The organism is Micromonospora sp. NPDC007230, assembly GCF_042869115.1.
Lineage (GTDB): Bacteria > Actinomycetota > Actinomycetes > Mycobacteriales > Micromonosporaceae > Micromonospora.
In genome coordinates, this window is sequence record NZ_JBIAFE010000005.1 from 199647 (window position 1) to 215113 (window position 15467).

The following is a 15467-nucleotide window of genomic DNA, read 5'->3' on the forward strand; positions in this document are numbered from 1 at the left end:
GCGCGCAGGTACGGGGGTTCGGACATCTAATCGGCCAGCTTCGTGCGCGGGAGCATGTCCGGCGACCAGGTGAACTGGTAGCGAGGATCCGCGACCGCCTTGGCGAAGGCCTTTGCCACGGCCGGTGAGCTGACGATGCGCCAGTCCACTTCCTTCTGCTTGTCCACCTCGAACCAGATGACGCCGATGATGTCCCGGTAGCGCGCCAGCATCCCGAATGCCTCGGTGATCCACTCGGCCTTGCGCCCGTTGGCGTCGGAGGCACCGGTCTCGGTGATGACCAGCGGTTTGCTGGTGAAGGCCCGGATCTCCTGGATGGATTGGCTGAAGATCGTGTCGAAGGACCGGTAGTCCGAGGTGAACACCGTGCTGTAGTAGCCCGAGATGCCCACCCAGTCGACGTAGTCGTCCCCGGGATAGAACGTGGCAAGTTTTTGCGTCGAGTCGTCCCACCTGTTGTTCGGGCTCCACACCCAGGTGACGTTGGTGGCTCCGGCGGCCCGGAACAGGTCATGGATGTGCCGCCACGCCTTGACGTAGTCACCCGGTTGGTTGCCGTTGACCGACTCGCACCACGGGTACCAGTAGCCGTTCATCTCGTGCCCGAACCGGATGGCCACCGGATAGCCGAGCGACTTGATGCCGTCGGCCCAGGACCGCAGGTAGCTGTCGAAGTCCCCACGCGCGATGTGGGACAACCGGTACTGGGGTTGCTCGTTCCGTGCCCTGTCGATCTCCGGGGTCGGGAGCCCCTCCCTGACGGCTGTCTCACCCAACCGGTAGTCCCACGGCTCCCAGCCCAGCATCGGCAGCATGCCCCGGTCCTTGATCCGGTCGAACAGCGTCCGGTCGAAGGCGTCGACCGCCCACCCGGAGCTGAAGAGCATGACCTGCGGCTGGTGTTCCGCCGCCGCGGTGAACATGTTCATCGCGGTGAAGTCGTGCGGGCCCTTCTCGGTCATCACCCCGATGAACGTCTTTCCCGCCGGCGGGAAGAGTTGCTGAGCCGGTCGGAGCGACGCGCCGGGCTGGGCGAGCGCCTCCGCGTCGGCCTTCGCCACCCGACCGGACCGGGGATCCCCCGGGCCCCGGGAGGCGGTCACCGCCGGCAGGGCGAAGGCGTAGACCACCAGCAGCCCGCCGATCAGCAGCATCACCACCCGCGGCACGGTGAGCCTCGTCATCGCGGGACCCCTTCAGCCGGCACCCGTGACTTCGGCGGGTGCCGTTCCGCGCTGTCGGCGACGGCGGCGGGCTCGGCCGCGTCGTCGTGCTGCTCACGGCGGGCCCGGATGTTCGAGACGAGCGCGATCAGCGGCGGAACGAGCCCGGTCAGGAGGGTCAGGACCGGCCACACCCGCAGCATGGTGAAGCCGTGGTCCAGCACGAAACTCGCCCCGAGCAGGCCGGCGGCGAACGCGGCCCAACAGAAGTGCAGCCGGAAGGTGCCGAGCGACTCGATGGTGCGCAACTTCCCCTTGGCCGTCACCACGAACCCGAGCTTCCGCCGCAGCAGCGCACCGACCGCGGCGGCCACGTAGACCGGCCCGGCGAACAACGCGAGTGCCATGCCGACCAGCCCGATCTCTTCCCGTTCGTGCGGCGCGATGTTGAAGCGGCGCAGCCAGAGCCACAGCAGGAACCAGGTGCCCATGCTCGAGCCCCACAGCACCGACCACACGGTGAGGTCGAGCTGCGCCGAACTCACCCCGGTGAGCAGGTACAGGGCCGTGGCGAAGTTCCCCAGCAACAGGCTGACCGCCACGCTCGGGTAGTAGAACTGGAGCAGACGGTACTGCCAGCGCCGTCGCGCGGGCAGCTCGCGCGGCGCGCGCAGCTCGGGGCGTACCAGGATCTCGCAGATGCCGGCCGCCCAGCGCTTCTGCTGGTTGAAGTAGTCCGCCCACGACGTCGGGCCCTCCCCGAGGGCCACCACGTCCGGGGTGTAGACGCCCTTCCACTGGTTGCCCGTCTCCGGGTTGACGGCGGCGTGGATCCGGATGCTGGTCAGGTGGTCCTCGATGATCGAGTCCTGGTAGCCGCCGATGGTCCGCCACGCCGACGGCCGGTAGAGATGGCCGGTGCCGGTGAGCAGCGGCGCGTCCAGGCCGTTCCCGCCGCGGGCGATCAGACCGTTGTAGAGGTACTGCTGGACCGAGGCGCCGTGGGCCACGAAGTTCTGGTGCATGTTGCCGTAGACCTGCGGCGTGACCACGAAGGCGACGTCCGGGTCGCGGAAGTAGCCGAGGGTCCGTTCCAGGAAGTTCGGCAGCGGCACGTGGTCCGGATCGACGTTGGCGACCACGTCGTACCGGTCCTCGTGTTCGGCCCGCCAGGCGTTGTGGTTGCCCGACTTCGTCCGGGCGCGGAACTCACCGCTCGGCTGGTTGTACTCGGGTCGGCCCTTGCGGCTGAAGTGGTGCACGCCGATCCGGGCGGCCATCTCCCGCACCGCCGGATCGTCCCCCTCGTCGAGGATCCAGACGTCCACCTGACCGCAGTAGACGATCTGCCGCAGGCGCCGCAGGGTCCGCTCGGCGACGTCGATCGGCTCCTTGCTGGGCACGATCGTGGTGAGCAGCGCCACCCGCAGGCCGACCGGAGGATCGACCGGCACCGGGTCCTTGGCGTGGTACGCGAACACCCAGACGACCACGTTCTGCGCGAGGCGGATCAGCTCGACCCCGACGACCACGCAGAAGCCGAGCCGGGCCGCCGCCGTCTGCCAGCCGCCGAGCCCGAGCACGCCCGAGCCGGGTACGTGCGCGGGCAGCAGCAGCCACCCGACGAGCAACAACCCGGCCGCGCTGTTGACGAGGACGAGCAGGGTCAGCATCAGCCGGGCCGCGGGCGAGGCGACACGGCGGAACTCGACCGGCGCCTGCGGGTCCCGCGGCGCGACCAGCGGTCCGGCGACCGCACCGCACTTCGCGTACGCGAGGCGGGCCTTGATGTTCAGTTGCCGACGGTCAGGGCGCCGGCCGGCTGGCGGCTGCGCCGAGGTGACCGTCTGACGCCGGCCGGGGGGCCCCTCCCCCGCGGATTCAGACCGGCGCGTATCGACAGCGACGCCCACGTTTCCCCCAAGGGTTCGACTTGCTCGCCACGAACTCGGCGCGGGCCGATCGTGAGCGGCTGATACGGATGGACACTGCGGATTGCGAGATGACGATCGACGGGCCCGGCGCTCGCCGCCGGCGCGCCACCGGTCAGAGATCGCTCCGCTCGTTCACCAGCAGGGCCAGCGTCAGCCCCGTGAGTCTCCAGACCTGCGCCACCTGATACCTCGTGCGGAGCAGCCGCTCCTTCGCCCCGCCGATGCCCTGCACCGGGTCGGCGCGCTCCCCGAGCCGGATCACCCACAGTCGCCGGGTGCCCCGCAGGCATCCGGCCACGTCGGCGCACTCGGCGACCGGCCCCCGGCCGTCGGCGCGCTGCGGGCCGGTGGCGAGGATGTCTCGCGGCCGGCGGTCGGCGGGCAGGTAGTGCGCCACCAGGTCCCGGCCGACCCGTCCGTCGCCCGCGTCCGTCGAGCCGTAGACGGCGCCGTCGTTGGGTTGCAGGCGGCGTTCGACGACCTCCGCGAGCCGGTGGCTGGCCTGCTGGTGTCCGTCCGGTTCTCGCAGGTCGGCCTGGGCCGGGGCGCCGATCACCGCGATCGCCGCCAGCACCCCCGCGGCCCAGCCGAGCCGGGCGCGGGACAGCGCGGCCGCGCCGAGCATCGCCCACGCCGGAAGGGTGAAGAGCAGGTACTGCGGCAGCCAGACGGGCGTCGCCTGGGCGACCAGCAACAGCGCGAGCGGCGGCACCACCGCCCAGGCGGTGCACACGGCGGCGGAATAGCGCAGCGGGAGGCTGAACAACGCCAGTGCGAGCAGCACGGCGCCCAGTGCGGCGACGCCGAACAGTTCCCGGGGGGTCGCGGCCAACGCCGGCAGGCTCGGGTGCGCGTTCCGCGCGAGCGATACGCCGTGCGGCGCGGCGAGCCAGAGCAACGCGGCCGCGGGCAGCGCGCCCGCCAGCGCGGCGGCCAGCCATCGGAGCGCCTTGTCGCGCCGGAAGGCGAACACCGCCCAGCCGTGCCCGACCAGCAGCAGGAGCGCGACGACGTTGCCCAGGCCCAGCAGCGCCACGGCACCGGCGTAGCGGGCGAAGCGCCAGAACCACGGCCGATCGATCGCCGGCACCAGGAGCGACGTGGCGAGCACCGCGGCGAGCAGGGTCAACGCGTACGGCTGGGCCTCCTGCGCGTACCGCGTCGAGGTCGGCAGCAACGCGAAGAGCACCCCGGCCAGGACCCCGGTGGCCGGCGCGAACATCCGGGCCGCCAGTACGCCGACCAGTGCTGCTGCCGCGGTCATGGCCAGCATGGAGGGCGCGCGCAGGGCGAGGTCGGAGGTGCCGAAGACCTCCGCCCACGCGCGCATCAGCAGGTGGTAGGGCGCTTCGGTGGCGTCGCTCGAGTGGAGGAGGGACCAGTTGTCCCGCCAGGACGAGTTGGCCCTGGCCCAGGTCGCGAGTTCCTCCGTGCGGAGTCCGGGTGCGCCGGCCCCGACGACGCTCAGCGCGCCCATCAGCAGCGCCGGGACCAGCCAGGCGGCGGTACGCCACCGCGGGGCGTCGGTCGCCGGGCGACCGGGGGCGGGGACGCCGTGCCCTTCTCCCCAGGGGTCCTCGACGCTGGCCTCGGCCGACCCGAGCCGGGGCAGGACCATGGTGTCCGAGTCCTTCATCGTGTCTCACGCATCTCCGTGGGATTCCGGCGGTCGTCGCCCAGGCCGCCCCGAGGGACGTCAGGCAGGGTGTCCGCGTGGTGCGCGGATGGCGCAGCATGACCCGCGCCGGAGGGGCCTGGGCCGGTGCCGCAACTCGCTTCGGAGCTTATTGAGCAAACCTCAGCAGAGGACGTCGAACGCCCGCAAAAGCGGCGAAAGTGGCAGCTCAGGACAGATACGGCAAAAGATGCAATGATCGCAGCATCGGGACGGGGCAGCCCACCGCCGGACGGCGGAGCCGCCAAGATCCACCCGGGTATGGCAGGACCAAGATCGACATCGTCGCCTCCGGCGCGCCGAAACTCAGCCTCGGGGCACTACCGGTCCAGGCTCGCCGGAAGGCCGAACGTGGCGAACAGGCCGGGTGCCTTGACCACGTCTATCGCGCGGAGGAGGCCCGCCTCCACGCGTAGCACGATCAGCGCGAACGGGCGGAACGTGGCGTCGCCGGCGCCGCGGACGTAGGCGGCCACGGCGGGCTGACGGTCGGCGGCCATGGGCAGCATCCGCCACTGGCCGGGGGTGTTCATGTCCCGGCACAGCGCGTCGGCGACGGCGGCCTTGCCGGACCACTCGCCGACGTCCGGCTCGATGGTCAACCGGATGTCCTCGCGGAGCAGGTCCACCAGGGCCTGGGGGTCGGCCCGTTCGTGCGCGGCGATGTACCGCCGCAGCAGCTCACGCTGCGCCGGATCCGGAGCACCGGTGGGCGACCACTCCAGTCGACCACCCGGCCACCGGTCGCGGAGCGTCGCCCGAGCGCGCTGCAGGGCACTGTTGACCGCCGGCACGGTCGTGTCGAGCAGGGCGGCTGCCTCACTCGCCGACCAGGACAGCACGTCCCGCAGCACGAGCACGGCCCGCTGGCGGGGCGGCAACAGCTGGATCGCGGCGAGGAACGCCAGACCGAACGTCTCGCGGCCGATGGTCACCGCGTCGGGGCCGGGGTGCTCGTCGAGCAGTTCATCCGGGTACGGCTGCAGCGGCGGGCGGGTGCGCCGTAGCGTGTCCAGGCAGGCGTTGGTGGCGATGCGGTACAGCCAGGTTCGGACGCTGGAACGCTCCTCGAACGCGTCCCTGGACCGCCACGCCCGCAGGAAGACCTCCTGCACGTGGTCCTCCGCCGCATCGAACGAGCCGAGCATCCGGTAGCAGTGGACCTGCAGTTCGCGGTGGTACCGGCGGGTCAGCTCCGCGAAACTCGTGGCGTCCACAGCACCGTTCATACCCCTACCGACGAGAAAAAGTTGGCCGGCTCATCGGACACTTCACGGCCCCGCTACGTCTACCCGGGTATGGCAGTTGTGGAAGCGGACATCTCGATGTCGCTGGACGGGTTCGTCACCGGCCCCGATCTGGACCGGTGGCCCGGGTTCGGCAAGGGCGGCGAACGCTTGCACGCGTGGCTCGACCACGACGAGGGGCGGCGGCTGAGCAGGGCGACGTTCGCCGCGTCCGGCGCCGTCGTGACGAGCCGGCGGGTGTACGACGACACCGATGGCTGGGCGGCCGAAGGCGGCTTCTTCCGCATGCCGGTCTTCGTGGTGACCCACCGGCCACATGGCGTCGTACGCAGGGGCGACACCACGTTCACGTTCGTGACCGGCGGAGTGGCCGCCGCGGTCGAAGCGGCCAGGGCAGCTGCCGGCGACCAACGGGTCCACATCATGGGCGGCGCGTCGGTCATCCAGCAGGCGCTGCGGACCGGACTCGTCGATCGCCTGCGGCTGCACGTCGTACCGCTCCTGCTGGGGTCCGGCACCGCGCTGTTCGACGGCGCCGGTCCGGAACTGGACCACCTGGACACCGTCGACACCCCGGAGGCCACCCACGTGACCTACCGGGTGGGGCGAGTCGGAACCTGACCCGCGACGGCTGCCGCCGGCCGGCCGCCGACTGCGGCGCGCCGGAGGTGAGGTACGGCGTGGGCGGGCGCACACCAGTTACTCCCACTCGGGCGGCGATCCCCGGCCGGTGAATTCTGAAGCGCCACCGGGGCCCGGTGTCGACTGGCAATTCTCACTATCGAGACTGGATGGCAGCACTATCCGCGCACAGAGTCCAATCCGGTTCAATTCCGGCACACATCGAACCGATCCGACCGCCTACCCACTTCACGATTGCGCTTGGTGGCCGACGGTTACCCACCGCGTTGCTGACGGGACGGGGCTCCGCTAGCCTCGACCGCAGGCCAAGACAAAGCGCCCGGCTGTGGAGACGGAGGACAGCAGGATACGCGGTCCGAGTCCACTCGCCGAATGAGCACCTCGCCATCGCGCGACGAAACGCCGGCAAAAGCGCATCCTGGCTGCGCGGTTCGCGACGCGTCGATTCCTTATTCCGCAGCCCGACCGGCGCGACATCGCACCAATCGAATACCTGCCCCGTACGGCATTCTCGATGATTGGAGGTATCGTGGCGGATTCAATCGAGCAAGCCGTAAGGCGCGCCATCACCACAATGCGGGAGCACCTCGGCGAGCAACTCACCGTGGACGACATGGCACGCGCCGCGATGTTCAGCAAGTTCCACTTCACCCGCATCTTCCGGCACACCACCGGCGTCTCACCCGGACGGTTCCTCTCGGCGCTGCGGCTGCAGCGAGCCAAGCATCTGCTTGTTTCCACGTCGTGGAACGTGGCCGACATCAGCATGTACGTCGGTTACAACAGCGTCGGAACCTTCAGCTCCCGATTCACCAGAAGCGTCGGGATGTCGCCGACCACGTACCGCAAGCGGTCCGGGTTCGCCCGCCGCATCCCCACCGACCCGCGCTTCGCCGTGGGGCACACCTCCACGGCCAAGGTGTACGGCCGGATCTCCCTGGGGGCCGGCCAGGCGCCCGGACCGGTGTTCGCCGGCCTGTTCCCCAACCGGGTCCCGGAGGGCCAGCCCGTCCGGTGCGCGATCCTCGCCGGCCCAGGCGCATACCAGTTCGACGCCGTGCCGCCCGGCACCTGGTACCTACTGGCCCAGTCGGTCTCCGACGATCTCGACGAGCCTGCCCCGCATGATCCCGAACGTCTGGTGTCCGTCGCCAGCCACGGGCCGCTCACCGTCCATAAGGACCGCGTGATCCGCACCGACCTGCGGCTCCAGCCGGCGCGGGCCCTGGACCCGCCGGTGCTGCTGGCGCTACTCGACGCCCGCGAGTTGGCCCTGGGCAGGACCGCAGCCCGGGCGGAGACCGATCACCTGCCGTCGATCATGCCGGCCACGGCGCAGGTCCCGCCCCTGCGCGCGTCAGACCGCAGCGCAGCCTGACCGGCGAGCTGATGCGTCGCGGCCGCCAGGTCCGGAGCCGGCCGCCCGGGCCTGGCACAGCCGGCCGGCGCGCGCCGCAACCCTGAAGAGGACGGCACACCTCGGTCGCTCGTACGGTGGTTCAGACAGCGCCGCCGCGCTCGGCGGAGCAAGGCCGAGGGAAGTCGATGCGCATCTCCGATCTGAGCAGGCGGACCAACGTACCCGTTGCCACGATCAAGTTCTATCTCCGGGAACGGCTGCTCCCGGCGGGCACGCCAACCGGACGGAACCAGGCGGAGTACGGCGAGACGCATGTACGCAGGCTGCGGCTGATCCGGGCGTTCACCGGCATCGGGCAGCTGGATCTCTCCACCGTCCGGGAACTGCTGGCCGCAATCGAGGCCAACCACTTGTCCCTGCCGGAGCTGTACGACCTGGTCACCCAGTCGATCTCCCCCGCCGAGCCGGCGACCGGCGAGACCTTCGACGTACGACGGGCCCGGGCCGATGTGGACGACTTCATCGTCGAACTGGGCTGGCGGGTGGTCCCCGACGCGGCGAGCCGGGATCGGCTCGCCCACGTTCTGGCGGCACTGCAACACCTCGGCTGCGGTTGCGGCGTCGAGTTCTTCAAGCCGTACGCGGCCGCAGCGGAGCATCTGGCGGTCCGCGAGCTCGATCTACTCCCGGCTGACGGCCAGAACGCCGACCGGGCCGCCGCGGTGGTGCGGACCATCCTCCTGGAGGTCGCGCTCGCTGCGCTGCGCCGAATGGCGCAGGAGCACCACGTCACGTTGCGGTTCGCCCGAACCACCGCCGAGCCGGCCTGAGCCGGTGCCGGAGTTGCGGGTCCGCAGGGAGGCCCACTCGTGAGCCTGCCCGGAGGCGACAGCCAGCCGTCCGGTCCGCCCACCGACCGCCATTGTGTCCGCAATGGAGAAAGCGGGCGACCTGCGGTCTCGACACCGGTGAGCGAGCAGCCTGGGAGATGAACGCTATGTCCCGCCCGACGCATCCTGGTTGAGCGAAGGCCCGATCCCGATGACGACCGAGGCATCGGACGTTCTGGTCGCCACCTAGCGGCCAGAGGATCGCCCCTTGGATGGGCTCAGCTCACCCTAGATCCGTTCGCCGCGACAGCGCGAGGAGCCTGACTTTGCCACTCGATCGCCTTTCCGCGCACCCACACACCGCGCCCATGCGAGGGATTCTGCTCGCGGGCGGCACCGGAAGCCGGCTTTGGCCGATCACCAAGTCGGTCTCGAAGCACCTGATGCCGGTCCACGACAAGCCGATGATCTTCTATCCGCTGTCCACCCTACTGAACATCGGGATACGGGAGATCCTGGTGATCACCGCCCCAACGGACCGAACGCTGTTCCACCGTCTGCTCGGCGACGGGTCCCAGTGGGGCCTGCGCTTGGAGTACGCCGTCCAGCCCGAGCCCGAGGGGATCGCCCAGGCGCTGACGATCGGTGAGGACTTCCTGGGCGGGCTCAGCTCCGCCCTGATCCTCGGGGACAACCTGTTCCACGGCATGGACTTCGGGTCCTGGGTGAGGTCGGGGGTCGAGCTGGCCGGCGGCCACGTCTTCGCGTACCCAGTGGACCGGCCGTCGGACTACGGCGTGGTGGAACTCGACGCTGACGGCCGGGTGCTGTCGCTGCAGGAGAAACCAGCGCAGCCACGGTCCCGGTACGCCGTACCCGGCCTCTACTTCTACGACACCGAGGTGACCAAGATCGCGCGTACCTTGCGGCCGAGCCCGCGCGGCGAGCTGGAGATCACCGCAATCAACGACTACTACCTGCGGGAACGGACGCTGCGGGTCACCGTGATGGACCGTGGCTCGGTCTGGCTGGACATGGGCACCGTCGCCGACATGGTGCGTGCCTCCGAGTACGTGCGGGTCGTCGAGGAGCGGCAGAACATCAAGGTCGGCTGTATCGAGGAGGCGGCCTGGCGGGCCGGGTTCATCGACGACGCGCAGCTGCGCACCCTCGCACAGCCGCTGATGAGCAGTGGGTACGGCGAGTACCTGCTGCGCCTGCTGGGCTAGTGCCACGCCTGCCGGTAGCAGACAATGCGAAGGGAACATCGATGCGGATCCTTGTGACCGGTGGGGCAGGCTTCATCGGCTCGTGCTTCGTGCGAATGGCGCTGCGCGGCAAGCTACCGGGGCTGCACGACGTTCGGCTCACGGTGCTGGACGCGCTCACCTACTCCGGCAACCGAGCGAATCTCAGCCCGGTCGCCGACGATCCCCGGCTGGCGTTTGTGCACGGCGATATTTGCGACGCCGATCTGGTCGACGCGCTGCTGCCCGGGCACGACGCGGTCGTGCATTTCGCGGCCGAAACGCATGTCGACCGCTCGATCGACGGCGGCGCCGCGTTCGTGCGCACCAACGTGCTCGGCAGCACTGTCCTCCTCGAGGCGGCCACCCGGCACGGTCTCCGCCGCTTCCTGCACGTGTCCACCGACGAGGTGTACGGCTCGATCGACGTCGGCTCCTGGAAAGAACACTTCCCCGCCAGCCCGAACTCGCCGTACTCGGCCAGCAAGGCCGGCTCCGACCTGCTCGCACTGGCCTACCACCGCACCCACGAGCTACCCGTGGTGGTCACCCGGTGTTCCAACAACTACGGGCCTTACCAGTTCCCGGAGAAGATCATCCCGCTGTTCGTCACCAATCTGCTGGAGGGGCGTACGGTGCCGCTCTACGGCGACGGCGGCAACGTCCGGGACTGGCTGCACGTGCACGACCACTGCCGCGGGCTGGCGCTGGTTCTCGCCGGCGGTCGTCCCGGGCAGATCTACCACATCGGCGGCGGGGTCGAGACCACCAACAACCAGCTGGCCGACATGCTGCTGGAGGCCTGCGGCGCAGGCCGCGACCGGCTCCGGTACGTACCCGACCGCAAGGGGCACGACCGGCGCTACTCGCTCGACATCACGAAGATCTCCACCGAGCTCGGGTATCGGCCGCTGGTGCCCTTCCGGGCCGGGATCCTCGCGACGGTCGAGTGGTATCGCGCGAATCGCCCGTGGTGGGAGCCGCTGCGCCGCCGGATGGAGCAGGAGATGACCCTGACCGCGCACTGACCGTGAGTGGACACCACCACCGCGGCAACCCGGCACGCCGAGTCATACAACGGGCAGGGCGCGGCCACCCGGGAACGGGATCACGCAATGTGGAAGATGCGCCCCGACCGGCCCGGATGTGAGCGTGCAGGGGCGAGCGATTTCACCTCCGCGCGGACAGGCGATGAACCTCCGACACGCGTTGACGCACCCACCTCGCGACCCGCACCGCCGGGTCTGGGGCCGGGTCCGAACCCCGCACGCTCCACCTCTGGAAGGGAACGGACATGATCACCACGAGCACACCATCCACTGCCACCCGGTCCTGCCCCGACGATCAGGCGACCGCCGTTCGCACCCATCTCCCGGCGCAGGGGTGACGATGGCCACCAAGACCGCAGTGGTGCTCGGCGCGAGCATGGCCGGGCTCTTCGCCGCCCGGGTGCTCGCCGAGACCTACGACACCGTGCTGGTCGTCGACCGGGATGAGGTGCTGGGGGTACGCGAGAGCCGTCGTGGCGCGCCGCACACCCGTCACGCGCACGGCCTGCACGCCCGGGGGCACCTCATCGTGGAGGAACTCTTCCCGGGCCTCACCGCCGAACTGGCCACCGCCGGGGTGCCCACCGGCGACCTGGGGGAGATGCGGTGGTACTTCAACGGCCGCCGGCTCAAGCCCGCCCGCACCGGACTGATCTCCGTGACGACGGACCGGCCGGTGCTGGAGCACCACGTCCGCGCCCGCGTCGCAGCCCTGCCCAACGTTCGTTTCCGGCAGCGGTGCGACGTGCTGAACCTGGTCGCGACGCCCGGCCGGGACCGGGTTGTCGGCGTCCGGGTGCACCCGCGCGACGCGGCCGAGGAGACCCTGGACAGCGACCTCGTCGTGGACGCCACCGGCCGTGGATCCCGCACCCCGGCATGGCTGACCGAACTCGGCTACGAACGGCCGACCGTGGACGAGGTGAAGGTCGGCATCGCCTACACCACCTGTCACTACGGCACCCGCCCCGAATGGTTCGACGGGGTGCAATCGATCAATCCGGTGGCCTCGCCAGCCCATCCCCGGGGTGCGTTCTTCGGCCAGGTCGGGCCGGACACGTGCATCCTGTCGCTCACCGGGATCCTCGGCGACCATCCGCCCACCGATCCGCAGGGGTTCCTCGAGTTCGCCCGCACGCTGCCGGTGCCGGACGTGTACGAGGCGATCCGGGACGCCCAGCCGCTCGACGCTCCCGAGTCGTTCCGTTTCCCGGCGAGCAAGCGGCGCCGGTACGAGCGGTTGCGGAGGTTTCCCGACGGCCTACTGGTCATGGGGGACGCGGTGTGCAGCTTCAACCCCGTGTACGGGCAGGGGATGAGCGTTGCCGCGATCGAGGCGATGACGTTGCAGAAGTACCTGCGTGCCGGTTCTCCGGCGCCGCTGCGGTTTCTGCACGACATCTCCCGGGTCATCGATGTGCCGTGGGACATCTCGGCAGGGGGCGACCTGGACTTCCCGGAGGTGGAGGGCCACCGGAGCGTGAAGATCCGTGTCGGCAACGCCTACATCGCCCGGGTGCAGTACGCGGCGACCAAGGACGCCGCCGTCACCGACCAGTACATGCGGGTGGCCGGCCTGATGGACCCACCGTCGTCGCTGATGCGGCCGGCCATCATGGCGCGAGTGCTGCGGCACTCGCCGCGTCGGCCGCAGCCGGCGTCGTCCTGGCTCGCCACCGCGCCGGCCCCGCCGGTGCGCCAGGCCTGAGACGGCCGGGTCCGCCGGGATGTGCCGGAGAAGCGTACGGCACATCCCACGCGGTCAGCCCGCGTCCGGTAGCCGGGTGAACTGCATGTCCATCCAGTGGCGCCACATCGTGTCGTCGGTGCGCCGTTCCCAGCGGGCCGCCATCGACCGCCCGTCCTCGCCGATAGCCAGCCTCACCCGCATGTCGTCGTTGGCGAAGGTCCACACGCCCTCGTCGTCGACGCTGGCCCGCATGGTGGTGAAGGTTCCTGAACTGTCGAATGAGCGCATCGCGTAACTGTCGTCGGACGGGTCGTGCTCGCCAATCATCTCAAGGACCCGCATCCGCTGCGGGCCCATCTGCACGTCGGCATGATGAAGCAGAAAAACGTTATCGAACCATTCATAAACATCGGTTCCAGAAATGGCGATACTTGGCTCGGGCGGTTCGGCGATTGTCTCTCCGGTCGTCTGCCACCTGCCGACGAGCGCTTCGAGTGGCTTGAGTGCCCTAGTGTCCACCATTGCGAGGATCCTTTGTTCGGTGGTCGACGCCCGTCAGATTACCCAGCCTCGCGGCTGCCGTCCCCCGGATTGCGACACACCGGTTCCGGCGCGAATCCCGCACGCATGAAGTAGCCCCGGGGCGAGGTGCGGGCCGACGATGGTCTCGTCGTTCGACCCGATCATCACGAACAGGCAGGTGCCATTCGGTGAAGCCATTTCGTATCGACATTCCGGAGACCGTCCTGGACGACCTCAGGCGCCGCCTGGCCGCGACCCGCTGGCCCGACGACACGCCCGACACCGGCTGGCAGCGCGGCGTGCCGCAGTCGTACCTGCGCGACCTCGTCGACCACTGGCTCACGAAGTACGACTGGCGCGCCGCGGAGGCGCGATTCAACCAGTACCCGCAGTTCGTCACCGAGATCGACGACACACGGGTGCACTTCCTGCATGTCCGCTCCCCCGAGCCGGACGCCCGGCCACTGCTGATCACCCACGGCTGGCCGGGCTCGATCGCCGAGTTCCTCGACGTGATCGGCCCGCTGCACGACCCGGTCGCCCACGGCGGCTCGGCGCAGGACGCGTTCCACCTGATCATCCCGTCGCTGCCCGGGCACGGCTTCTCCGGCCCGGTGCGCGAGACCGGTTGGGACTACACCCGGATCGCCCACGCGTGGGCCGCACTGATGCAGCGGCTGGGCTACGACTCCTACCTTGCCCAGGGCGGTGACCACGGCGCGTACATCTCGCTCGAACTCGGCCGGTTGTTTCCGCAGCGGGTCGCTGGCGTGCACGTCAACATGTTGCTCACCGTCCCCGGCGGAGACCCCGCCGAGCTGGCCGCGCTGACCGAGGATGATCTGGCCCGCCTGGGCAAGCTGGCGTACTTCGACGCCGAGGTGTCCGGCTACATGAAGGTCCAGTCAACCCGTCCGCAGACGATCGGCTACGCCCTCACCGACTCTCCCGTCGGCCAACTGGCCTGGATCGTGGAGAAGTTCTACGAGTTCACCGACTCCACGGACGCCCCCGAGGACGCCGTGGACCGGGACCTCATGCTCACCAACGTGATGCTCTACTGGCTGACCGGCACCGCGGCCTCCGCGGCGAACCTGTTCTACGAGGCCCGCGAGTACATGCGTGAGGTGTTCACCCCGGGTACCGCGCCCGCGCCTGTTCCCGTGCCGATCGGGGTGGCGGTCTTCCAGCCGGACTTCGCGCCGGTGCGATCTCTCGCCTTGCGGGACTACCCGACGATCAGCCACTGGAGCGAGTTCCCCCGAGGGGGTCACTTCGCCACCATGGAGCAGCCGTCCGCGATGGTCACCGACCTCCGCGCGTTCGCGCGGTCCCTGCGCTGAGCAACCGGCCAGCTGCGGTGATCGCGCACCGCCGGCGGTGCGCGATCACCGCAGCTGCCCGACGAACAGTCCCCGACCGGACTGGACCTGCGGCAGGTACTCGACGGTGCAGCCGGCCCGCTGAAAGGCCGCCTGGTATTCCGCACGCGTCCACACCCCGAACACCTGACTCTCGGAGAAGTGCCGGATGCCGTCGGCGTGCGCGATGACGTAGTGGCTGTCGATGCGGGCGGCCCGGTCGAGCCGCTCGGTGCGGGAGACCCGGGAGATCGTGCGGTCCGCCCCGCGGATGATGTCGGCCGCGATGTGCCCGGCGAGGAAGGTCTCCGGGAAGTACCAGGGTTCGACGACGAGCACGCCGGCCGGATTCAGGTGCGCCGCCATCCGGGCGACCGCCTGCCCCATCGCCTCCACCGACGGCAGGTACGCCACCGCGGTCGACAGCGAGATCACCGCGTCGAAGCGACGTCCGAGGTCCAGCTGGCACATGTCCGCCACGTGCAGCGGGACGCCGGGCAGCTTGGCGCGGGCAACCGACACCATCGCGGTCGACAGGTCCACCCCCTCCAGCCGGTCTATCGACCCGCGCAAGCAGCGCAAATGCTCGCCGGTACCGCACCCGACGTCCAGCAGCGACGCCACCTGCTGCCGGCGGGCGCGGACCAGTTCGGTCACCAGCGCCGCCTCGGCCGCGAAGTCCTGCCCGCGCGAGGAGTAGACCAGGTCGTACACCTCGGAGAGTTCCGCACCGAACACGACTTTCCC

13 protein-coding genes are annotated in these 15467 nt (G+C 70.0%); 7 read left to right on the plus strand and 6 right to left on the minus strand.

From position 1 onward, the window contains the following. Nucleotides 1-26: 26 nt before the first annotated feature. The 4 genes from ACFYML_RS09755 to ACFYML_RS09770 all read right to left on the minus strand — a co-directional run bounded on the left by ACFYML_RS09755 (nt 27) and on the right by ACFYML_RS09770 (nt 5989). The gene (locus ACFYML_RS09755; protein WP_387420190.1) at nt 27-1184 is read right to left on the minus strand and encodes a glycoside hydrolase family 26 protein; all 1158 of its coding nucleotides are present in this window, start codon (nt 1182-1184) and stop codon (nt 27-29) included. Continuing rightward, complete coding sequence (locus tag ACFYML_RS09760) at nt 1181-3076, minus strand: glycosyltransferase family 2 protein (RefSeq protein WP_387420191.1); 1896 nt, start codon at nt 3074-3076, stop codon at nt 1181-1183. Before ACFYML_RS09760 ends, ACFYML_RS09755 begins: the two co-directional genes overlap by 4 nt. A gap of 133 nt (nt 3077-3209) precedes the next feature. After that, complete coding sequence (locus tag ACFYML_RS09765) at nt 3210-4733, minus strand: hypothetical protein (protein WP_387420192.1); 1524 nt, start codon at nt 4731-4733, stop codon at nt 3210-3212. Nucleotides 4734-5092: 359 nt separating this feature from the next. Further along, the gene (locus ACFYML_RS09770) at nt 5093-5989 is read right to left on the minus strand and encodes a sigma-70 family RNA polymerase sigma factor (RefSeq protein WP_387420193.1); all 897 of its coding nucleotides are present in this window, start codon (nt 5987-5989) and stop codon (nt 5093-5095) included. A gap of 81 nt (nt 5990-6070) precedes the next feature. On the opposite strand from ACFYML_RS09770, the gene ACFYML_RS09775 reads away from it, so the two are divergent. The 6 genes from ACFYML_RS09775 (at nt 6071) to ACFYML_RS09800 (ending at nt 12855) form a co-directional block, all read left to right on the plus strand. Then, nucleotides 6071-6640, plus strand: a complete 570-nt coding sequence (locus tag ACFYML_RS09775) for a dihydrofolate reductase family protein (RefSeq protein WP_387420194.1) — start codon at nt 6071-6073, stop codon at nt 6638-6640. 595 nt (nt 6641-7235) lie between these two features. Beyond that, the gene (locus tag ACFYML_RS09780) at nt 7236-8039 is read left to right on the plus strand and encodes a helix-turn-helix domain-containing protein (protein WP_387420195.1); all 804 of its coding nucleotides are present in this window, start codon (nt 7236-7238) and stop codon (nt 8037-8039) included. A gap of 167 nt (nt 8040-8206) precedes the next feature. Next, the gene (locus ACFYML_RS09785) at nt 8207-8851 is read left to right on the plus strand and encodes a MerR family transcriptional regulator (protein WP_387420196.1); all 645 of its coding nucleotides are present in this window, start codon (nt 8207-8209) and stop codon (nt 8849-8851) included. Between the two features lie 368 nt (nt 8852-9219). Beyond that, the gene (gene rfbA / locus ACFYML_RS09790; protein WP_387420198.1) at nt 9220-10080 is read left to right on the plus strand and encodes a glucose-1-phosphate thymidylyltransferase RfbA; all 861 of its coding nucleotides are present in this window, start codon (nt 9220-9222) and stop codon (nt 10078-10080) included. Nucleotides 10081-10121: 41 nt separating this feature from the next. Further along, nucleotides 10122-11126: a dTDP-glucose 4,6-dehydratase gene (gene rfbB, locus ACFYML_RS09795; RefSeq protein ID WP_387420199.1), complete on the plus strand. Its 1005-nt coding sequence runs from the start codon at nt 10122-10124 to the stop codon at nt 11124-11126. A 361-nt stretch (nt 11127-11487) separates the two neighbouring features. Next, the gene (locus ACFYML_RS09800; protein WP_387420200.1) at nt 11488-12855 is read left to right on the plus strand and encodes an FAD-dependent oxidoreductase; all 1368 of its coding nucleotides are present in this window, start codon (nt 11488-11490) and stop codon (nt 12853-12855) included. A gap of 54 nt (nt 12856-12909) precedes the next feature. Here the strand turns inward: ACFYML_RS09800 and ACFYML_RS09805 are convergent, their stop codons facing one another. Then, the gene (locus ACFYML_RS09805) at nt 12910-13359 is read right to left on the minus strand and encodes a DUF1579 family protein (protein WP_387420201.1); all 450 of its coding nucleotides are present in this window, start codon (nt 13357-13359) and stop codon (nt 12910-12912) included. A 188-nt stretch (nt 13360-13547) separates the two neighbouring features. Between ACFYML_RS09805 and ACFYML_RS09810 the strand changes: the two genes are divergently transcribed. Further along, on the plus strand, nt 13548-14702 hold the full coding sequence (locus tag ACFYML_RS09810) for an epoxide hydrolase family protein (RefSeq protein WP_387420202.1): 1155 nt from the start codon (nt 13548-13550) through the stop codon (nt 14700-14702). Between the two features lie 45 nt (nt 14703-14747). Here ACFYML_RS09810 and ACFYML_RS09815 read toward each other — a convergent pair whose 3' ends face one another. Continuing rightward, on the minus strand, nt 14748-15458 hold the full coding sequence (locus tag ACFYML_RS09815; RefSeq protein ID WP_387420203.1) for a class I SAM-dependent methyltransferase: 711 nt from the start codon (nt 15456-15458) through the stop codon (nt 14748-14750). Nucleotides 15459-15467 lie beyond the last annotated feature (9 nt).